The 19,101-nt window shown below is 69.5% G+C and carries 20 protein-coding genes; 1 reads left to right on the forward strand and 19 read right to left on the reverse strand.

The features are described 5' to 3' along the window. Position 1: 1 nt before the first annotated feature. From HF519_RS10540 to HF519_RS10600, 13 genes are all read right to left on the reverse strand, one after another. On the reverse strand, positions 2 to 832 hold the full coding sequence (locus HF519_RS10540) for an alpha/beta fold hydrolase (RefSeq protein ID WP_169412627.1): 831 nt from the start codon (positions 830 to 832) through the stop codon (positions 2 to 4). Beyond that, the gene (locus HF519_RS10545; RefSeq protein ID WP_281358485.1) at positions 829 to 1,449 is read right to left on the reverse strand and encodes an FAD synthetase family protein; all 621 of its coding nucleotides are present in this window, start codon (positions 1,447 to 1,449) and stop codon (positions 829 to 831) included. Before HF519_RS10545 ends, HF519_RS10540 begins: the two co-directional genes overlap by 4 nt. A gap of 123 nt (positions 1,450 to 1,572) precedes the next feature. Then, positions 1,573 to 2,640 carry a 2,5-dihydroxypyridine 5,6-dioxygenase NicX family protein gene (locus tag HF519_RS10550; protein WP_312860033.1) on the reverse strand — a complete coding sequence of 356 codons (1,068 nt, stop codon included), beginning with the start codon at positions 2,638 to 2,640 and terminating at the stop codon, positions 1,573 to 1,575. Positions 2,641 to 2,728: 88 nt separating this feature from the next. Beyond that, entirely contained in the window at positions 2,729 to 3,289 is a 561-nt protein-coding gene (locus HF519_RS10555) for a flavin reductase family protein (RefSeq protein WP_169412631.1), read from the reverse strand. A 172-nt stretch (positions 3,290 to 3,461) separates the two neighbouring features. Beyond that, on the reverse strand, positions 3,462 to 4,121 hold the full coding sequence (locus tag HF519_RS10560) for a response regulator (protein ID WP_169412633.1): 660 nt from the start codon (positions 4,119 to 4,121) through the stop codon (positions 3,462 to 3,464). 2 nt (positions 4,122 to 4,123) lie between these two features. Continuing rightward, positions 4,124 to 6,049, reverse strand: a complete 1,926-nt coding sequence (locus tag HF519_RS10565) for an ATP-binding protein (protein ID WP_169412635.1) — start codon at positions 6,047 to 6,049, stop codon at positions 4,124 to 4,126. 206 nt (positions 6,050 to 6,255) lie between these two features. Next, positions 6,256 to 8,619: a xanthine dehydrogenase family protein molybdopterin-binding subunit gene (locus HF519_RS10570; RefSeq protein WP_169412637.1), complete on the reverse strand. Its 2,364-nt coding sequence runs from the start codon at positions 8,617 to 8,619 to the stop codon at positions 6,256 to 6,258. Between the two features lie 13 nt (positions 8,620 to 8,632). Next, on the reverse strand, positions 8,633 to 9,181 hold the full coding sequence (locus tag HF519_RS10575; RefSeq protein ID WP_169412639.1) for a (2Fe-2S)-binding protein: 549 nt from the start codon (positions 9,179 to 9,181) through the stop codon (positions 8,633 to 8,635). An 8-nt stretch (positions 9,182 to 9,189) separates the two neighbouring features. Next, positions 9,190 to 10,050 carry an FAD binding domain-containing protein gene (locus tag HF519_RS10580; RefSeq protein ID WP_169412640.1) on the reverse strand — a complete coding sequence of 287 codons (861 nt, stop codon included), beginning with the start codon at positions 10,048 to 10,050 and terminating at the stop codon, positions 9,190 to 9,192. A 245-nt stretch (positions 10,051 to 10,295) separates the two neighbouring features. Then, entirely contained in the window at positions 10,296 to 10,628 is a 333-nt protein-coding gene (locus HF519_RS10585) for a putative quinol monooxygenase (RefSeq protein WP_169412642.1), read from the reverse strand. Then, a complete protein-coding gene (locus HF519_RS10590; RefSeq protein WP_211169839.1) occupies positions 10,625 to 11,386 on the reverse strand; it encodes a DsbA family oxidoreductase in 762 nt (253 codons plus the stop codon). The genes HF519_RS10585 and HF519_RS10590 overlap by 4 nt, the downstream gene beginning before the upstream one ends. Continuing rightward, positions 11,383 to 12,036 (reverse strand): isochorismatase family protein, encoded by a 654-nt coding sequence (locus tag HF519_RS10595; protein WP_169412644.1) that lies wholly within the window; start codon positions 12,034 to 12,036, stop codon positions 11,383 to 11,385. Before HF519_RS10595 ends, HF519_RS10590 begins: the two co-directional genes overlap by 4 nt. Before the next feature lie 57 nt (positions 12,037 to 12,093). Continuing rightward, positions 12,094 to 13,077: a PDR/VanB family oxidoreductase gene (locus HF519_RS10600; RefSeq protein ID WP_312860034.1), complete on the reverse strand. Its 984-nt coding sequence runs from the start codon at positions 13,075 to 13,077 to the stop codon at positions 12,094 to 12,096. Between the two features lie 356 nt (positions 13,078 to 13,433). Here HF519_RS10600 and HF519_RS10605 point away from each other — a divergent pair, with 356 nt between their 5' ends. After that, on the forward strand, positions 13,434 to 14,324 hold the full coding sequence (locus tag HF519_RS10605) for a hydroxymethylglutaryl-CoA lyase (RefSeq protein ID WP_169412648.1): 891 nt from the start codon (positions 13,434 to 13,436) through the stop codon (positions 14,322 to 14,324). 22 nt (positions 14,325 to 14,346) lie between these two features. On the opposite strand, the gene HF519_RS10610 is transcribed toward HF519_RS10605, so the two are convergent. The 6 genes from HF519_RS10610 to HF519_RS10635 form a co-directional block, all read right to left on the reverse strand. Then, the gene (locus HF519_RS10610; protein WP_169412650.1) at positions 14,347 to 15,045 is read right to left on the reverse strand and encodes a GntR family transcriptional regulator; all 699 of its coding nucleotides are present in this window, start codon (positions 15,043 to 15,045) and stop codon (positions 14,347 to 14,349) included. 108 nt (positions 15,046 to 15,153) lie between these two features. Beyond that, complete coding sequence (locus HF519_RS10615) at positions 15,154 to 15,576, reverse strand: cupin domain-containing protein (RefSeq protein ID WP_211169840.1); 423 nt, start codon at positions 15,574 to 15,576, stop codon at positions 15,154 to 15,156. A gap of 172 nt (positions 15,577 to 15,748) precedes the next feature. After that, the gene (locus HF519_RS10620; protein ID WP_211169841.1) at positions 15,749 to 16,603 is read right to left on the reverse strand and encodes a DUF3891 family protein; all 855 of its coding nucleotides are present in this window, start codon (positions 16,601 to 16,603) and stop codon (positions 15,749 to 15,751) included. Between the two features lie 106 nt (positions 16,604 to 16,709). Further along, positions 16,710 to 17,459, reverse strand: coding sequence for an SDR family NAD(P)-dependent oxidoreductase (locus tag HF519_RS10625; RefSeq protein WP_312860035.1), 750 nt, complete (start codon positions 17,457 to 17,459; stop codon positions 16,710 to 16,712). Between the two features lie 7 nt (positions 17,460 to 17,466). Continuing rightward, positions 17,467 to 17,838: a hypothetical protein gene (locus HF519_RS10630; protein ID WP_169412656.1), complete on the reverse strand. Its 372-nt coding sequence runs from the start codon at positions 17,836 to 17,838 to the stop codon at positions 17,467 to 17,469. Next, positions 17,831 to 19,042 (reverse strand): aromatic ring-hydroxylating oxygenase subunit alpha, encoded by a 1,212-nt coding sequence (locus HF519_RS10635; RefSeq protein WP_169412657.1) that lies wholly within the window; start codon positions 19,040 to 19,042, stop codon positions 17,831 to 17,833. The genes HF519_RS10630 and HF519_RS10635 overlap by 8 nt, the downstream gene beginning before the upstream one ends. Positions 19,043 to 19,101: the final 59 nt, after the last annotated feature.

Below are 19,101 nucleotides of genomic sequence, written 5' to 3' on the forward strand. Positions count from 1 at the left end.
GTTAGCGTTTCCTTTCACCATTCGAATCCGCGAGAAAGCGTCGAACGACGCCGAGGAAGTCCTCGAGGTTGTCGTACGGGACCATGTGGCCGGCCCCGGCGATCGAGACATAGTTGGCATCGGGATTGGCCGCGCGCAGCTCGGCCTCGTCGTCGGCCGACAACGCCGGGCTGTCGGCGCCGCGGATCAGCAGCAGCGGCGGACGCAGCCCCCGCCAGGAGCTGACCAGATCATCCTGTTCGAGCCCGATGTAGCTCTCCCGGACACCGGCTTCGCTGCAGGTCGGCAGCCACTGCTGACGGTCGCGCAAGCGCTCGATGTCCCAGCTCGGCCAGGATCGGCCGAGTTCCTCGAGCGTCAGCTCGCCGGCTGAGGCCTTACGCAGCTCGTCGATGTAGGCCGACATCGGCGAGGCGTACGGCGGCCGCCCCGGCCCCATCATCGGCGGATCGACGATGATCTGGGGCCCGACCCGTTCGGGACGGCGGGCTCCGAAGTAGGCCGCGATGCGAGCCCCCATGGAGTGCGCCAGTACGGCCGGACGGTCCAGCTTCAGCGCGGTGATCAGCGCGTCCAGGTCAGCCGCGAAGTGCCCGACGCCGTAGCCGGTCTCCGGATGGTCCGACAACCCGCGCCCCCGCGCGTCCCAGGTGAGGATCCGGATCTCCTCGGCGAGGCGCTCGGCGACGAACTCCCAGGTCGCCGCGGGGCTCGTGATGCCGGGCAGGAGAAGCAGGGTGCGCTCGCCCGCGCCGTACTCCAGCACGTGCAGCCGCACGCGGCCGCAGTCCACGAAGAGGCTGCTCCCACGGGTCTTCCGCGCGGTGCTCATGCGGCCTGCCACGCCTGATCAGGGGCCACGCCGTCGGCGATGGCCCGCCGGATCACGCTCGAACTGATCTTCCGGGCCCGCCCGGCGGTTCGTACGAGTGGGCAGGCGACGACGTCCACCCCGAGCCCACGCAGGTATGCGACGCTCCCCTCCCGGTTGTGGCCCAGTGCGAAGTCCTCGCCGACGCAGAGCGTCCGCATGGCCAGGTCGGTCGCCAGGAGACGGGCGAACCGCTCGGCGGTGACCGTGGCGAGCGCCCGATCGAAGGGGATGACGACGACGTCGTCCACCCCGCTCGCGCGGAGCCGGTCCACCCGCTCGGCGATCGGGACGATGTCGGGGAGCGCGTGCTCCGGCGACAGCACCTGATCGGGACGGGGACTGAACGTCACCGCGATCGTGCGCAGCCCACGGGCCGTGGCCAGGCCCTTCGCGTGCGCCAGGAGTGCAGCGTGACCGTCGTGCACGCCGTCGAACGTGCCCATCGTGACCACGCTGGGACCACGGTGCGGTCGCAGTAGCGCGGACAACCGGGCGACAGCGTCCTGACCACCCGTCCGGTGCGCTGGTTCCGTCACAGACAACTCCTCAATTTTCGGCCGGCCGGCGATGTGCATCTCGTGAACGCTCTCGGCGACCAATGATCGGCACTACTGCGACGGGCGCCCATCGTGCAGGGAGAGGATCGGATTGATGGTGCGGGCGGAGGACCCGGGGGGATTCACCGCCGAGGATCGGACCTAGCGGTTCAGCACCCGCTTCTGTCGAACCTGTAGTTCCGGGACGACGAACTCACCGTGGACCAGGACCGGTTCGTCGTCGAGGTAGACACTGCAGTTGCGCATCGGGATGTCGAGGTGGCACGGGGTGTCGTTCGGCCCGCCCAGCTCCTGGTTCGGCCCGGTCGAGAACAGCACGTTCCCGTAGAAGGCCCGGCTCTCCATACCGATCCCCCGCCCGTCGTGCGCCAGGCCCGACCACCGGGCGTTCTCGTTGCAGCCCCACCCGATGTGCGAGATCGCGCGTCCCCGGTCGTCGTTGAAGCTGTTGATGTAGTCCCGGAACAGGTCGGCGTCGACACCGCCGCGGATCTCGTCGATGTAGCCGTCGGAGATCGTGATCTCCACGGGCTCGTCGACGTATCTGCCGAACGGCGGGGTGAGGATGTCGCCACGGTCGAGAACGACCCGACCGTTCACCCCCACGTCCGATGCACCGGTGGCGAGGAAGCCCGACGGCCAGTGGTCCCAGCGACCCGGGAGGTCGGTGTAGCCGTACTCGGTCAGCACCGGATAGTGGCCGAGGTCGTAGACGACGTCGGTCCCGGCCGGGTTCGTGAACCGCAGGCTCCTCGCCCTGGACAGCAACTCGGCGCTCACCTCGACGCGCCGCCGCTGGTCCGGTGTCGGCAGCATCCGCGCGAGATGAGCCACCGGTTCCACGCACAGCAGGATGCGCGTACCCGATTCCTGGATCTCCAGCTGCTCCTTGGAGAACAGCAGGAACAGCAGGTCGATCACCAGGTCCGCGCCTTTGAGCGAATCGATGGCTGCACGGTTCCCGGCCAGCGGGGTGACACCGAATCCGTCGCCCCCCGGCGGGCCCACCGACGGCAGCGGGTCCGGGAGACGGACCTGGAACGTGGCCGCGCCGAGCTGCCGGGCAGCGGTCATGAACGCATCGGCGTAGTCCTGCCGCTCGTCGCCCTGTGAGAGCACCGCGACGGTCTCCGCCTCGTTCACGGCGCAGAGCCGCAGAACGTGCTCGCACAGTCCGATGAAACCGGCCGGTGTCATTCCATCCAGCATCACTTCGCTCCTGTCCTGGAGGACTCGCTGTTGACGGTTGATTCGCGCAGCGGGCCGCCGCGGCGGCCGGAACCGGAGAGCGCGCGGCTCACGATCGCTGCTCCTGCTCACCGAGCGCGTCGAGGCCGTGGTAGCTCTGCGAGCAGTACACGAGCGGACGGTCGGCCGACTGCAGGAGCACCGCGTGCACCTCACCGATGAACAGGAGGTGGTCGGCCGCTGGATGGGCCTGGTTCACGGCGCAGTCCACGTGCGCGGCGGCGTGCCGGACGATCGGCGTCGCCGAGGCGCCCTCGGGCTCGCAGGGAGTGCAGTAGTCGTCGATGAACTTCGGCTGACCGGGACGGGAGGCGAACTTGGCGGCGTCCAGCGCCCTCGCTCCCAGCAGGCTGACGCCGAACCGGCCGGTCCGCTGGATCGCCGACGCGCTCACCGTGGAGGACTTCAGCGAGACGAGCAGGAGCGGCGGGTCGACCGAGATCGAGCAGCAGGCGGTGGCGGTGATACCCCACGGGCGGTCGTCCACATAGCACGTCACGATGACCACACCGGACGCCAACCGGCCCATGGCCTGTCGGAACAGGACGTCCACCCGGGCGTCCTCGACGATCGCGTCGACCGCGTGCAACGAGCGCCCGGCGGCGCTCATCCGATTGCGCCCGATGGCCGCCGGGACGGAAGGATCGCGAGCTACCGGCATCTGGCCTCATCTGCGTCGGCGTCGGTGTCTGATGCCCACGCTGCTCGGCCGCCGCCGGATCGCCCATCCTGCAACGCGACGATCGCGAGGAGGATCCGGCCTGAGGATGAGGGTGTGCCGCCTACTTGAGGATGCCTCGGCGCAGGGCCTGGCTGACCGCGGCGACACGATCGGCGACGCCCAGCTTGTCATAGACGTGCTGCAGATGCGTGCGAATGGTGGTCTTGCTCAGATGCAGCCGCTCCCCGATCTCGACCGCGCTCAAGCCGTCCGCGGCGAGACGGAGAACCTCGAGCTCGCGCGGGCTCAGCACCGGCCGGTCGTCGGCGGGGCGGCGGAGCCGGATCTCCCGCGCCAGCCCGTACTGAATGGCCGGCGAGATGACGGTCTCCCCGCGCGCTACGGCGAGGACCGCGCTCACGATCTCGGCGGCACTGCTGCTCTTGGGCAGATAGGCGTCGGCACCGAAGGAGATGGCCCGGTAGATCGTCGCACTGTCCTCCTGCGCCGAGACGAACAGGGCCCTGGTCGGGAGCGCCTCCCGCTTGACGGCATCCAGCACGCCGAGGCCGTCGATCTCGGGCAGGGACAGATCGAGCACGGCGACCTGGGGACGCAGCTCGCGGATGCACTCGAGGGCCTTGCGCCCGTCCTCGGCCTGCGCGAGCACATCGATCTCGGCGCGCTCGCGCAACACGCGCACCAGACCGTCGCAGTAGAGGGGGTGGTCGTCGGCCACGATCACACCGACGCGCCCCTGCCCCGGGCTTACCGACTTCATGATCAATACGCCTTCTCCTCGGGGCCGCCGCCTAGCGCGGTTGCGACGGCGCGAACGAACTGCACAAGATCCAGCGGCTTGGTCAGGTACTCCTCGGCGCCGGCCGCCCGGGCGCGCGTGATCTGACTCGGTGTGGCGTCCGCCGACAGTACGACGACCGGGATGTGGGCCGTGTGCGGATCCTCCTTGAGCCGGACCAGGACCGTCTCGCCGGGCAGGTCGGGAAGATGCAGGTCGAGCAGGATCAGATCCGGGACGAGCTCTCTCGCCAGCGTCAGCCCGATCTCACCACAGGCCGCCGGGACGAGGGTGAGGTCCGCGGCCCGGCCCAGGGCCTGTTCGATGAGCTCGAAGTTCGCCGCGTGGTCCTCGATGTAGAGGATCCGCCCGCGCAGGGGTGTACGGCCGATCGCCTCCTCCTGCCGCGCCCCGAAGACGATCTCGTGCGCGTTGGCCGGTGCCGCGACGAGCTGCAGTTCCACGAACAACGTGGTTCCGCGGCCCGTCTGGCTGCTCTCGATGCCGATGGTTCCACCCATCGCCTCGATCAGCGCCTTGGACACCGCGAGGCCGAGCCCGGCCCCCTCCGGGTGCTGGTCCTGCCCGTTCATCCGCTCGAACGGCATGAACACCCGCTCGAAGTCCTGCCTGTGGATACCGGAACCGGTGTCGGAGACCAGAAACCGCAGGCGATCGACGGCCACCCGGCGGAACGAGACCCGCACCTCCCCACCCGGCCGGTTGTAGTTGATGCCGTTCGACATGAGGTTGAGCAAGACCTGGTGCAGGCGCCGCCGGTCGGCGGAGACGAACTCGTGGATGCCCCCGTGCAGGTTGACGGCGAACTCGATGTCGCGGGCGGCGGCCAGCGGCCGCACGATGTCCACCGCCTCGCTGACCGGATCGCAGGCGTGCACCGGCTCGAGGCGGATGCGGTCCTGTCCCTGCTCGATCCGCGAAACCTCCAGCAGGTCGTTGATCAGCTCGAGCAGGTGGTGGCCGGCCCTCGCCATCCGACCGGCGGTGGCCGGGATGTCCAGCCCGAGGCCCTCGACCTGTAGGAGCTGGCAGTAGCCCAGGATGGAGTGCAGCGGGGTCCGTAGCTCGTGGCTGACCCGCGACAGGAACTCGCTCTTGGCCCGGTTCGCCCGCTCGGCCTCGTCCCTGGCCTCACGGGCCGCCGTCTCAGCCCGCTTGAGCGCGGTGATGTCGGTGGACACCCCGCAAAGGGCATAGGGCCGGTTCTGCCGGTCCAGCAACGGGAACTTCAGCGAGTAGTAGGTGTGCTGCTCGCCGTTGTGCAGCGCCCACTCCTCGAACTCGCGGGGCTCACCGGCCGCCAGTGCTTCGGCGTCGTGTCGGCGGAACTGCTGCGCCTCCTCGATCGTCGCGATGTCCTGATCGGTGAGCCCGACGCACTCGCCGCCGAACAGCTGGCGGGTCCGCCGGTTGGCGAGGATGTAGCGGTCCTGCAGGTCCTTGATGAACACGAGCGCCGGGACACCGTCGATGATGTCCTGCAGGAGCTTGCGGGTGTCGCGCACGTCGCCCGGCGAGCCGGCATCGGCGCCGCCCTCCAGGAACACGATCGCCTGACCGGTCGAACTGCCGTCGAAGCGGGTGTCGGCCGCCACCGCACCGCCGTCGGCACGGATCCACCGCATGGTCCGTGGTCCGATCTGTGACTCGTCCCGGCCCAGTGCGACGAGGCATCGCCGGAGCGCCGCGACGTCGGAGGCCGCGACGACCTCGGCGAGCCGGATGCCCACCAGATCGGCGGTCCGGTAGCCGAGGAGCGCGGCGAACGCGCGGTTCACCGCCACCAACCGATGCTCGCCGCCGGTCTCGGCGATCGCGCCGGGGATCGGGGCCGCGGCGAAGGCCGCCTCGAATGCGCAGTGTGGCGTGGGCCGGTCGCGAGTCGGCACAGGTGCCGGACTCCCGTCCTTCGACCCCGCGGGGGGCCACGACATGTCGTCCTGCACTGCTCCCTCTCGGTACGGCGTCGGCGGGGTCATGGGCGGCCACGACGGCGGCCGACCTACGAACCTCCCGGCGCCCTCAGGGATCGAGGGCGCCGGGAGGTTCGAAGGCTCGCTCGCGCGAGGCGGCCCACCGGCCGCCGCCGGTGTGGTCAGGCCCGGCCGGCCTCGATGAGCGCAAGCACGTCGGCCGGTCGCACCGGCGCGTGACGGATCACCGCGCCGAACGGGGTGAGCGCGTCCGCGATCGCGTTGATCACGGCTGCCGGGGCGGCGATCGTGCCGCCCTCGGCCATGCCCTTCATGCCTCCCTCGGTCACCGGCGACGGGGTCACGATGTGCGAGACCTCGATCGTCGGCACCTCGGTCGAGGACGGGTAGAGGAAGTCCATCAGCGTCCCCGACAGGAGTTGGCCGCTCTCGTCGTACTCGAGCGACTCGTACAGCGCCGCACCGATGCCCTGGGCCACGGCGCCGTGCACCTGGCCCTCCACGATGAGCGGGTTGAGCATCGTCCCGCAGTCCTCGACGGCCACCACCCGCTGCAGGTCGACGCGGCCGGTCTCGGCGTCCACCTCGACGATCGCCACCACCACCCCGTTGCTGTAGGTCTGCGGCGGATCGTAGTAGCGGGTGGCGCTCAGGGTCGGTTCCTGGCCCTCCGGGCGGAGCGCGCCGCCGAAGTAGCCGACCCCCGCGAGCTGGGCGATCGGGAGGCTCTTCTCCGGCACTCCCTTGATGCTGGCCTGCCCGTCGTACAGCTCGATGTCGTCGGGGCTCGCCTCGAGCAGGCTGCCCGCCAGCGCGAGGAGCTTGTTGCGCACCTCGGTGGCCGCGTACAGGATCGAGCCGCCTGCCACGACGGCGGACCGGCTGGCGTAGGTGCCCGCCCCCCACACCGCCTTCGAGGTGTCCCCGTCGACGACGCGCACGTTCTCGATCCGGACCCCGAGACGGTCGGCGGCGAGCTGGGCCAGGCTGGTGTGATGCCCCTGCCCGTGGTTGAAGGTGCCGGTGGTCACGGTCACCGTGCCGTCGGGCTCGACCGTCACACTCGCGGTGTCGTAGAACTCGGCCGGGAACCCGAGCGCCTTCGCACCCTCGGAACCCCACGTGCCGGCCTCCACGAACGGGCTGAAGCCGATCCCCAGGTATCGGCCCTCCGCCCGCGCCGCAGCCTGCGCCTCCCGGAACCTGTCGTAGTCGACCAGTTCCTGGGCCTTGCGGATCGACTCGACATAGCTACCGCCGTCGAAGCGCATGTTGTTCACCGTGACGTACGGCTCGGGGCCGATACAGTTCTTGATCCGCAGTTCGACCGGATCCATGCCCAGCTCGTGCGCGATGTCGTCGATCAGCGTCTCGCGGGCCAGGTGGCCCGGGGCCATGCCGGGTCCGCGGTAGGCCGTCGTCTGGCACTTGTTCGTCAGCACCGCGTCGACCTGGAACGACATTTCACGCACGTCGTACAGGCTGGGTAGCAGGTTGGCCGCCGCCAGCGGGTCGATCAGCGCCGTCCACGGGTAGCCCGAGTAGGCCCCGCAGTCACCGATGTAGCGGCCTCGGAAGGCCAGGAACCGCCCGTCGTTCGTGACCGCGATGTCGATGTCCATCACGATCTCCTTGGCGTGACCACTCGCCGCCAGGTTCTCGACGCGGTCCTCGACCCACTTCACCGGCCGCCGCAGGCGCTTGGCCACCAGCGGGATGATCGCCTCCTCCACGAAGACATGGCACTTCAGGCCGAAGCCGCCGCCCACGTCCGGAGCGATCACGGTCAGGTGCCGCTCGCTCATCTGCAGGTGCGGGGCGATCAGCGTGCGCAGGAAATGCGGGAGCTGGGTCGACGACCAGATGGTGAGATGCCCGGTTCCGGGGTTGTAGTCCGCCATGACGCCCCGCGTCTCGAGCGGCGCGGCATGTTGGCGACCGGCGTGGAAGCGCTTCGTGAAGACGCGGTCCGCCTTGGCGAAGGCCTCCTCGACACCGCCGCTGTCGAACTCGATGTGGGCGACGTTGTTGCCCGGGACGTCATCGTGCAGCAGCACGGCCCCGTGGCTGAGCGCCTGCTCCGGGTCGACCAGCGCCGGCAGCGGCTCGTACTCCACGGAGACGAGTTGCGCTCCGTCCTCGGCCAGGTAGCGCGACTCCGCGATGACGATCGCCACCGCCTCGCCGACATGGCGGACCTTGTCCGTGGCCAGGAGCTCCTTCCCGACCGGCAGCACCTCCTCGCGCTGCAGGTCGGCGACGAGGGGCGTTCCCATCTTCGCCAGTTCGGCGCCCGTGAGGACCTCGACGACGCCCTTGAGCGCCTTGGCGGCGCTGATGTCGATGCTCGCGATCCGTGCGTGTGCATGCGGGCTGCGGACGAAGGCGGCCTGCAGCATGCCGGGCAGGGCCAGATCGTCGAGATAGCGCCCGCGCCCCATCAGGTACTTGTTGTCCTCGACACGCAGCACGCGGGCCCCGACGTACTGCGGGGGCCGAACGGTGAGGGGTTCGGTGACGGTCATGTCGGTCTTCCTCTCAGCGCTCGGTCGTCGTGGACGCAGGGGCGGCCGGCGACACGCCCCGTCCGGCAGCCGCCGCTTCCTTGACGGACTCGACGATGCCGACGTAGCCGGTGCAACGGCAGATGTTGCCCGACAGGAAGTCGCGGATCTCCGGTTCCGAGGGCGTCGGGTTGTGGTCCAGCAGCGCCTTGCAGGTCAGCACCATGCCCGGCGTGCAGAAGCCGCACTGCAGGCCGTGCTTGGCATGGAAGGCCTGCTGGACCGGGTGCAGTTCGCCGTCGTCGTCCAGCCCCTCGACGGTGGTGATGTCGGCGCCCCTGGCCTGGATCGCGAACATCAGGCAGGACCGCACGGGCTCACCGTCGATCAGGACGGTGCACGCCCCGCACACACCGTGCTCACATCCGAGGTGGGTACCGGTCAGGCCCAACTGCTGGCGCAGGAAGTCGGCGAGCAGCAGGCGCGGCTCGGCACGGCCGCTGCGTGGGCTCCCGTTGATCGTGACCTCGATCGTGATCTCGTCCTCGACGACCGGCTGCAGGTTCTCCGAAACTGTCGACATCGCTGCCCTCATTCCCCGTTCACGGCGTTGCTCAAGGCCCGCTTCACGAGGACGGCGGACACCTTCTTCCGATAGCTGCCCGGCGCGTGGATGTCGCTCGCCGGATCGAGATCGGCCGCGGCGAGCCGGCCGGCCTCTTCGCGCACCACAGGATCGTGTGGGTCCCTGCCTTCCAGGAACTCCTGCGCCCGGTGGGCCAGGACCGGCCGGTCGGCGACCCCGCTCAGCGCGATCCGCACCCGGCGCGCCGCCCCGTCGATCAGCTCGAGGCTGACCGCGGCGCCCACCAGCGCGAAGTCCCCGCGCCGCCGCGAGACCTCCACGAACGCCGAGCGCGACGCCGGCCCGGGAACCGCGACGTGGACGCCGGTGAGCAGCTCGTCGTACTCGACCGCGGTCGTGAAGACGCCGCGGAAGAACTCCTCCGCCGGCACGGTCCGCTGCCCGCCGGCGCCGGTGACCGTCATCGTCGCGTCCAGCGCGAGCATGATCGTCGGCAGCTCCGCGGCCGGATCGGCATGGGCGATGCTGCCACCGACGGTTCCGCGCGCTCGGATGCCGACGTGCCCTACATGACGCAGCGCCTCGGCGATGACCGGGACGACGCGCTGCACGTCGGGCGACTCCAGGGCGGTGCGCTGGCGTACACCCGCCCCGATGCGCAGGCCGCCGTTGACCTCCAGTACCCGCAGCTCGGCGATCTGGTTGATGTCGATGAGCACATCGGGCTGTGCCAGGCGACCGTTCATCATCGGTACCAGGCTCTGGCCACCGGCCAGCACCTTCGCGTCATCGCCGAAGTGCTGCAGTAGGCCGACCGCCTCCTGCACGGAGGTGGGACACGCGTACTTGAAACTGGCTGGTTTCATCAGTCTCCTCGTTGAGCCTGCGGCCAGAACGGGTCGCGCGCCCAGCGTTGGCCCGGCACGCCAGCGCCGAGGATCCCGGAGCGATGAGGACGGCCCCCATCCTCCTGCGTGAGGAACGATGTGATGAGCCGCGCAGAGGAGACGGCCGGTCCTCGGCGTCGCCGAGGACCGAGCCGCCCGTCGGGCAGATGCCGAGCGCCCCGCCGGCGGTGCCGGCGGGGCGCTCGGATCCGGGACCGGTGGTGCTACAGCACGCCGAGCCGGTCGTCGCCGTCGGGCAGCGGCTGCAGGTAGACGACATCGGGCGGCCCGGCGAGCGCTCCGCTCAGCTTCGCGCCGAGCTCGGCGTAGGCCGGCGCCTTCGTGTGGTCGTCGAGCGTGGCCGCCGAGCTCCACTTCTCCAGCAGGACCAGGCTGCTGGACCCGTTGACCCCGCGATGCAGCGCGAAGCGCTCGCAGCCAGGCTCGGTGTGCACGGCGCGAACGGCCTCGCGACAGGCGGCCTCCACGTCCGCTTCCCGCCCCGGAAGGGGCTGCAGGGTCGCAACGATGACGACCGGATCGGACGGCTGGCTCATGGGAGTTCCCTTTCATCGGTGCACGGGTGGGTGATCAGGGCGTCCAGCAGTTCGTCCGCCCAATCGGTTCGGTAGTGCTCGAGGCGCGGGAACCCCTCCGGGGGCTTGGCCGTCCAGTGGTAGGTCGCGCCGGGGTTGTGCGTGGTGTACCCGCCCGCGGTGAGCAGCTGGGGGCTCCCCCGCACTTCCGGGCGCTGCGCGACCCGCCACTGGGCGTGCACCTCGGCCCGGCCTGCGCCCTCTGCCAGCGCCGCCGCCAAGGCCCGCACATCGACGTGCTCGCACTGCTCGGCTACGTCCAGCACCACGGAGTGGACGCTGATGCACCGGCCGTGGACGTAGAACGCCTCCCGCAGCGCGCCGTCGAGCTCGTCGCTGGCCCGCAGCCCACCCACCGACGGGCGCTTGCAGGCCTGCACCGCCTCCATCGCCGGCAACGTGGTGACCGGGTAGGTCCAGTCCGGGGCGGTCCACGGCTTCCAGCCCAGCTCGGGCCGGAGACCCGCGATGATCACGACTTCGGCGTCGACGATGAACTTCGGGGTCGGCCGGGAGTTGAACAGCTCCAGCGGGAAGCAGCGGTGATCGATGAAGGCCTCCTCACCCCGCTCCCGCATCCGCGACCGGAGGGTGTTCAGTGCCAGGCTCGCCCACGGGCAGCCGATGTCGGACCAGACCGTGACGGTGCGCGGCGCGGGGTTGACGATCTCCTCGTCCGCAATCTGGTCGTCCGCCCGGTTCTGCGCCCGCCCCGTCACAGGGCCGCGCTCCCGGCCGGCGTCGCGACGGCCCCGAGGTACTGCAAGGCGTTCTGCAACGAGGTGACGTTCGCGTACTTGGCGTCGATGTCGACGAGATTGGCCTCGTGGGGAGTCTGCGCACGATCACCGACACACTCCCGCGGCACCAGCGTCGGGAACCCGTACTGCAGCAGATCGATCGCCGTCGCCCGGATGCATCCGCTCGTGGAGGCCCCGCACAGGACGACGGTGTCGACCTGCTGCGAGATCAGGACCGAGGCCAGGTTCGTGCCGAAGAACGCCGACGGCCCCTTCTTGACGATGACCGTCTCCTCCGCCGCCCGCCCCAACCGGGCATCGACCTCGACCTCACGACGGCCGGCCTGCAGCACGGCGAGCCCGGGCAGCTTCTGCAGCCACAGGCCGCAGTCCCTGAGGTTGGACTCGTACTGGATCGTTGTGAACACGACCGGACAGCCGCGGGCGCGCGCCTCGTCGAGAACCTGCCGGGTCGCCTGGACCTGCTCCGTCAGATCCGCGCCCAGCACGCAGCCGGGGTCGGTGAACCCGTAGATCAGGTCCACCACGAGGACGGCAGGCCGGGTCCCGAGGCGGACCGGCTGCCCGAAGCCTGCGCGTGTGTATACAGCGCTCGTTTGTTGATCCATCCCGGGTCGAGCTCCTCCTGTCGAATCCGCATGAGGCGGTTGTGACGCTGGTTCCTGTCAGGCGTCGACGACCAGCCGGTCAGAGCGCGCGCGGGAGACGCACGGGAAGATCAGCTCACCGGCGTTGCGCTCCTCCGAGCTGAGCACTGCGTCGCGGTGGTCGGCGAGTCCCTCGAGGAGATCGAGCTCGCACGTACCGCAGGTCCCCTCGCGACAGTCGTAGTTCAGGTCAACCCCGGCCGCGAGCAGGGCATCGAGCATGCTCTGCCCCGGCGGCACGGTCACGGTCACCCCGGACTCCGCGCACTCCACTTCGAACGCTGTCTGTTCGTCCTCGCCGTCCGCGGCCCGAGCCGTGAAGCGCTCGACGTGTAGCCGCCCGGGCGGCCAGCCGGCGCACAGTCGCTCCACCGCCTCGATCAGCGGCTCCGGTCCACAGCAGTACACGTGCCTCTCGCCCGGGACCGCGAGCAGATCGGTCAGCTCGAGCAGGCCGTGCTCATCCTGCGGTACCACCTGCACCTTGTCGCCGTAGGCGGCCAACTCGCCGAGGAAGGCCATCGACGCTCGAGTCCGTCCACCGTAGACCAGCCGCCAGCGACGACCCTCCGCCTCGGCTCGCGCGATCATGGGCAACAGCGGGGTGAGGCCGATCCCGCCGGCGATGAAGAGGTAGTCGTCCGCGACGGCGAACGGGAAGTGGTTACGGGGTGGCCGAACGGTGACAGCACTGCCGGGATACAAGATCTCGTGGATGAGCTGAGAGCCGCCCCGTCCTGCCGGCTCCAGCAGGACACCGAGCCGGTAATGGTGGCGATCCGAGGGGTCTCCGCACAGCGAGTACTGCCGGGTGAAGCCGGACAGGCACACATCGACATGAGCGCCCGGTTCCCATTCCGGCAGCTCTGCGCCCTCGGCATCGGCGAGCACCAGCGCGACGACCCCGTCGGCCTCCCGGGATCGCAGCCGAACCACCAGGCGCAGCGCCTCCGAGTCTGCGGGGGCTGTGTGCCCTGCTTCTACCTGCACTTCCGACTGCACTTCCGACTCCTCGATCGATGGGGAACTCGGCCCAGACGCTCGGCGGGGCGGGTTCGGCCGCAGGTAGATCAGGCCGTCGAGGGAATTCGACGGGGGCGACTGGGTAGGTAGCTGATTCGGACGGCTCCCATCACGAAACGCGTCGCGAACCGTTCCAGATCCTTGACCGCGCCGGCCGTGGGGCCGGCGTCCGGCGCGGCAGACAGATTGTATACGCGGCCCCGGACAGGTCAACACCCACGAACGAGAACGTGTATACATACGCTGCGCACCTTGAACCGCGGTCGCGCTTGCTCCGGGCCGGACCTGATCCGATCGGTCTCTCGCCCGGGTCGTGCCTGAGGAGCCATGTGACTATGGATGTGACCATCGTCGAGGTCAGCCCCCGCGACGGGCTGCAGAACGAGGCCCGGATCCTGCCGACCGACGCGAAGATCGAACTCGTCCGTCGGCTGATCGAGGCGGGGGCCCGGCGAATCGAGGCGGTCTCCTTCGCCCATCCACGGCTGGTTCCGACCATGGCTGATGCCGAAGCCGTGATGGAGGGGGTTCCGCGGGTCGAGGGCGTCTCCTACGCCGGGCTGATCCTGAACCAGCGGGGGTTGCAGCGGGCCCTGGCAACGGGCGTGGACGAGGTCAACGTGGTCGTGTGCGCCAGCGAGGCCTTCAGCCGGCGCAACCAGAACTGCTCGACCGACGAGGCCATGGCCGCAGCGCTCGAGGTGATCGACGAGGCGCGCTCCCGGGGGCTCTTCACGACCCTGACCCTGGCGACGGCGTTCGGCTGCCCGTTCGACGGGGAGGTGAGCCTGGACCGGGTCGTCGAGCTCGCGGGCAACGGTGCCGCCGCCGGAGTGCACGAACTGGCACTGGCGGACACGATCGGTGTGGGCACCCCGAACCAGGTCCGTGAGCTCAGCCAGCAGATCAGGTCGGCCGTAGGTGACGGCCCCGGGCTGCGCTTCCACTTCCACAACACGCGCAACACCGGCTTCGCCAACGCCTTCGCCGCCCTCCTCGAGGGCGTGCGCGTGCTCGACTCGAGCGTCGGCGGTATCGGGGGATGCCCGTTCGCGCCGGCCGCGACGGGCAACATCGCGACCGATGATCTCGTCTACATGGCCGAGCGGATGGGGCTGCACACCGGACTCGACCTCACGGCGCTGATGGGCGTGTCAGCCTTCTTGACCGACCAACTCGGTCACGAGGTACCGGCTCTGCTCCCCCGGGCCGGCGCGTTCCCCTGATCGGCCGGGACCGCCCGCCGTCTCACGTGTCGAGGTCGGGGGCCTCGCCGGCGTCGAGCACGTCGCGCTGGTAATCGAACAGGAAGTCCTTCACCGAGAACACGTGGCTGCGGGCCACGGCCTCGGCCCGGATCGGGTCACCGGCGCGGATCGCCTGGACGATCTCCCGGTGATAGACCAGCGCTGTCTGGCGGATCCGGTGCGACGACCAGAAGGCGTGCTTGATGCTCCGGGAGACCTCCGCGGCGTGCGGCACCACTTCCATCGCCTTGGCGTTGCCGCTCCCCGCCACGATCGCCCGGTGGAACTGTTCGTTGAGCCGGATCAGGGTCTCGACGTCCGGCTGCTCCACGCCGAGTTCGTGCTCGAACTCGGCGTGGAGCTCGGTCAGCCGGGTGACGGCGGCGCGGTCCATACGGGTTGCGGCACGGCTGGCGCAGAACCCCTCCAGCACCGCCCGCAGCGCGTAGGCCTCCTCGACCTCGGCCGGCGTCCAGCCCCGCACCGTAGCGCCGCGGTTGGGGACGATCTCCACGAAGCCGTCGCGCGCGAGCTGCCGGATGGCTTCTCGCACCGGTGTGCGCGACATCCCGAGCTCGTCGGCCAACTTGACCTCGAGCAGCCGCATACCGGCGGGGTAGTGCCCGGTCTCGATGCCCCGGTGCAGCGCCTGATAGGCCTCTTTGCCCTTGACGCTGGTTACCGCCGACGGCGCTTCCACCCCGTCCACCTCATGGTCCGCACCGGGCTTTCCCCGACTGACCGCGGCACCACCGGTGTCGACATCCCCCGAAGCCTGCATACATGCCAATTTACTGCAGCGATCCTGCTACAGCTCAGGACCTAGTGGGATGAGCAGCGTCAATCGGTCCCCTTCTCCGATCCGGCGGGTGATGTGGCCCAGCCCCTCGGTGTCCTCGGTCAGCAGCACGCTGCCCGGGCCGAGACGGCGTTTCTCCCCCGTGGACGTCTCCACCTCGCACTCACCTTTGAGCATGATGATGAACTGCCGGCGCGGGGCGTTGTGCGGACGACTGTCGTCGGCCTCGTGCACGACGTGGCGGAACACGACCCAGTCGGCCGGCATGGGTTCGGAGAACGTGGCCCGTAGGTCGGATTCGACGACGCCGGTGGTCCGGCCGAGCGGCGAGACATCCTCGAACCGCGAATGGCCCTCGGCATCGCTGTAGAGACGGATGTAGGCCACCGGCATCTCGGCCGAACCCTCGTCGGGCTCGGTCAGCACGGTCACGGGCTGCTCTCCTTGGCGCGGTCGGGGCCGCGCGGTCGGGGTCCCCGTCATCGGACCGCGCGCCCGGCTCGATCGCAGAGCGCGCTCCGCGGGGGTCCGACGGGACTGCATGCCTTGCTCAAATTCATTGACCCTTCGAAGTCGTGACGAACGGCGGTCCGGGCGGCTGTGCTCAGGAGCGCACGAACCGGCATCCGACCTTTTCCTCCCGGGCCGAGGCCACAGCCTGACGGGCTTCCTCGGCACTGTCGTAACGACGGTCGGGAATCGCCTTGGCGGTGACACCGACAGTCAGCTCGTCGACGTCGAAGGGATAGGGATCCACGGCGACCACCCCGCGCTCGACCGCGGTGAGGGTGATCTCGACCCGCTCCCCGCCGATCGACACCGGAACCGACGGGATCGTGCGCACGCCCGGCACGTGGTCGATGCTCTTGAGCGTCTCGAAGACCTGGCGAACCGGGCCGTCGTCGGGGACGGTGTCGCACACGCAGGCGTAGAGGGAGAGCAGATCCCAGGTCTGGAGAAGGTCGTAGTTGTGCCACAGGCTCAGCTCGAGATCGCTGCGCCGCTGGTCACGGACCAGTTCGCGCTTGACGTCGATCCAGCGCTGCTCCTCGGCCAGGACGGCCTCGTCCTGGCGCACGTTGTCGCCGAACTCGACGCGCCCGGCCTGCATCCCCCAGCGCGAGCGGTAGAGGCCGGTCCAGTGCATCGACACCAACAGGCCCGCGTACGGATCGGCGGCAAAGACCTCGTCGACCCCCCGGCCGTAGAGCTTGACGTGATCCTCCATCCCGATCTCGAGGAAGTGCAGCGGCCGCGCCTCCTTCTCGTTGAACAGCGGGATCGAATCCGGCTCACGCCACCCGTCGTCGTGCATCGCCGCCGCGAGGCATGCCTTGTCCTGCGGCCGCGGGGCAGCGAACTGCTCGTTGCCCCAGTGGGCAGCGATCTCGGCCGCCATGTGGGCGTGCACGACCTGTTCGATGAGAATGAGTTCGCCGTTCCGGCGTTTGATCAGCATGAATCCTTCTCCGTTCTCCGCATTTCGGCCGCACCACGACTCAACGTCGAAAGGCCCGGCCACGCCCGCCGGGAGCGGGCGCCACAGGTTCCGGCGCCGAGCACCGTCAACCGACCACGAACCCCCCGTCGACCGGCATGGCTGTGCCGGTGACGAACGAGGCGGCGTCGGAGCAGAGCCAGGTCACCGCGGCCGCGATGTCGTCCGCCATGCCCAGCCGGCCCATCGGAACGCTGCTCTCGACCTCCTGCAGCATGGTCCGCGCGCGGTCCCCGGACTCCTCCACGATCTTGTCGAACATCGGTGTCGTGGTCGGGCCCGGGCATACCGTGTTGATCCGGATGCCGTGCGCCGCATAGTCGAGCGCCGCGGATTTCGTGAGCCCGATGACTCCGTGCTTGCTCGCGCAGTAGGCGGGGATACCCTTCTTGCCCACGAGGCCGAAGTTCGACGAGATGTTCACGATCGAACCTGCTCCCTGCGGGAGCATCACGCGGATCTGTTCCCGCATGCACAGGAACGTCCCGGTGAGGTTGACCGCCAGGGTCAGCTCCCAGTTCGGGGTGCTGCACTCGCCGGCCGGCCCCAACTCCCCCTGGATGCCGGCGCTGTTGACCGCCGAGTCCAGCCGGCCGAACTCGGAGACCGTCGCGTCCACCGCGTCCCGGACCTGTCCCTCGTCGCTGACGTCGACCTGGACACCGGCGGCCGACCCGCCCGCCTCGGTGATCTCCTTCGCGGTCGCCGCGGCCGCGGCCGCGTCCGCGTCGCCGATCATCACGGCGTGCCCGAGCCGGGCGAATGCGAGCGCACTCGCCCGGCCGATCCCGGACCCACCACCGGAGATGAAGGCCACCTTCGAACTAGGCGGCACTGCCTGCCTCCAGCGGCTTGTCGATCACCGAGACGAACGATCGCAGGTCGCCGCCGTCCATCACGGGTCCCTGGTTGTAGATCTCCACGGCGTTCGCGACCTCCACCAGCGACAGCGCCAGGTTCAGCAGGTTCGCGTCCTCCTGCGACATGTCGGTCGGCGGGCGGGTCTGCAGGTAGGGCAGGATCCGGTCGAGTTCGGGCAGGATCTCGTCGTAGAACGCCTTGACCTCCACGAACGGCACTGACAGTCGGCGCTCCACGCGTTCGCGATCGGTCGGGACCATCCAGTCCCGGAACCGGGCGAGGTCCTCGAAGCCGTTGGGCAGCACCGCGGGGGCGGGCTGGGTGTGCTCAGACATGGGACGCTCCGGAGATGCGCTCGTCGAGGGACTTGTGGAAGCTGCGGATCTGGATCTCCTGGTCCTGCAGCACGAAGTCCGGGCGGGCCCGCGACCGCAGGCCAACCTGCAGCGCCTCATGACCGACCTGGTCCTCGCACAGCACGTCGCGCAGCCGGGACTTCATCTGCTCGATCGCCACCCGCTCGGCCAGCGTCCGCGGATGCGGGTAGTGGAAACGGATCTCCCAGACGGTCTCGTCGACGCCGATCGGCCAGAAGTTGTAGGTGAACATGGAGTTGCCGAGAAAGGCGACGACCATGTTGGGGAACAGCACGTGGAAGGCGAACGGGGCCCGCGTCGGAAGGCGCGGAGCGCTGAAGTCCGGGCACGCGGCCTGGATCGCGGCCTCCGCCGGCGTCGGGACGTAGTCGGGGTCGACGTCGGAGCAGTAGACCGTGTGCGGTCCCCACTTCTCGAAGTCCTGCAGCCGGGTGTACCCGTCGTCGTTCGACGCGAAGGCGGTGCCCAGGAACCGGTGCAGCGGAGCGAGCATCGGGATGTGGTAGATCTCGTTCTGGGCGTCGAGCGCGACCTTCCAGTTCGCTCGCTCGCGGATGTCGAAGCGGTAGGACAGCTTCAGCTCGTGGAACGGGAAGTCCCGCAGGCTCTCGCCCAGCCCGGCCAGGTGGTCATCCAGTGACTCGGTCCCGGTGGCATCGAGGTTGACGAAGATGAAGCCGTTCCACACCTGAGTCCGGACGGGGACCAGGCCGAGCTGGCCCTTGTCCGGGAAGTGGAAGTTCTCCTCGTCGGGAACGGTCTCCAGCGCACCGTCACGGCCGTAACCCCAGCCGTGGAACCGGCACGCGAACTGCCCGGGGCAGGTGCCGTCTGGCTCCCAGATCAGCTTGTTGCCGCGGTGCGAACACACGTTGTGGAAAGCCTGGACGTCGCCGTCGTCCTGCTGGACGACGAGCAGGGAGACGCCGAGGATCGCGATGTCGCGCACGAAGAACGCGCCGGGCTCGCCCAGGTCCTGCGTGCTGCCGACGTTCAGCCAGGACTTGGCGAACACCCGGTCGCGCTCCTGGTCGAACTGCTCCTGCGAGAGGAAGCGCTCGGTCGAGATCGGACCGGTGCCCAGCTCGGGATACCGCCGACTCCAACGGTGGTACGTCTCGGCGGCCTCCGGCGCATCCGCGCGTTCGCCTACATAGGTCATGGGATCCTCCTGCACACTGACTTCTGGTGGTGACGGGTCGTGGCGTTCGGTCTGGTGTC

The organism is Pseudonocardia bannensis (genome assembly GCF_012911875.1).
GTDB lineage: Bacteria > Actinomycetota > Actinomycetes > Mycobacteriales > Pseudonocardiaceae > Pseudonocardia > Pseudonocardia bannensis.

Bases quoted from the DNA above. Each gene is read 5' to 3' on its own strand.
- HF519_RS10570 (WP_169412637.1), bottom strand. From the start codon at position 8,619: ATGACCGTCACCGAACCCCTCACCGTTCGGCCCCCGCAGTACGTCGGG.
- HF519_RS10635 (WP_169412657.1), bottom strand. From the start codon at position 19,042: ATGACCTATGTAGGCGAACGCGCGGATGCGCCGGAGGCCGCCGAGACG.
- HF519_RS10555 (WP_169412631.1), bottom strand. From the start codon at position 3,289: ATGAGCGCCGCCGGGCGCTCGTTGCACGCGGTCGACGCGATCGTCGAG.
- HF519_RS10595 (WP_169412644.1), bottom strand. From the start codon at position 12,036: ATGGATCAACAAACGAGCGCTGTATACACACGCGCAGGCTTCGGGCAG.
- HF519_RS10540 (WP_169412627.1), bottom strand. From the start codon at position 832: ATGAGCACCGCGCGGAAGACCCGTGGGAGCAGCCTCTTCGTGGACTGC.
- HF519_RS10630 (WP_169412656.1), bottom strand. From the start codon at position 17,838: ATGTCTGAGCACACCCAGCCCGCCCCCGCGGTGCTGCCCAACGGCTTC.
- HF519_RS10620 (WP_211169841.1), bottom strand. From the start codon at position 16,603: ATGCTGATCAAACGCCGGAACGGCGAACTCATTCTCATCGAACAGGTC.
- HF519_RS10560 (WP_169412633.1), bottom strand. From the start codon at position 4,121: ATGAAGTCGGTAAGCCCGGGGCAGGGGCGCGTCGGTGTGATCGTGGCC.
- HF519_RS10605 (WP_169412648.1), top strand. From the start codon at position 13,434: ATGGATGTGACCATCGTCGAGGTCAGCCCCCGCGACGGGCTGCAGAAC.
- HF519_RS10545 (WP_281358485.1), bottom strand. From the start codon at position 1,449: ATGCACATCGCCGGCCGGCCGAAAATTGAGGAGTTGTCTGTGACGGAA.
- HF519_RS10580 (WP_169412640.1), bottom strand. From the start codon at position 10,050: ATGAAACCAGCCAGTTTCAAGTACGCGTGTCCCACCTCCGTGCAGGAG.
- HF519_RS10575 (WP_169412639.1), bottom strand. From the start codon at position 9,181: ATGTCGACAGTTTCGGAGAACCTGCAGCCGGTCGTCGAGGACGAGATC.
- HF519_RS10550 (WP_312860033.1), bottom strand. From the start codon at position 2,640: ATGCTGGATGGAATGACACCGGCCGGTTTCATCGGACTGTGCGAGCAC.
- HF519_RS10585 (WP_169412642.1), bottom strand. From the start codon at position 10,628: ATGAGCCAGCCGTCCGATCCGGTCGTCATCGTTGCGACCCTGCAGCCC.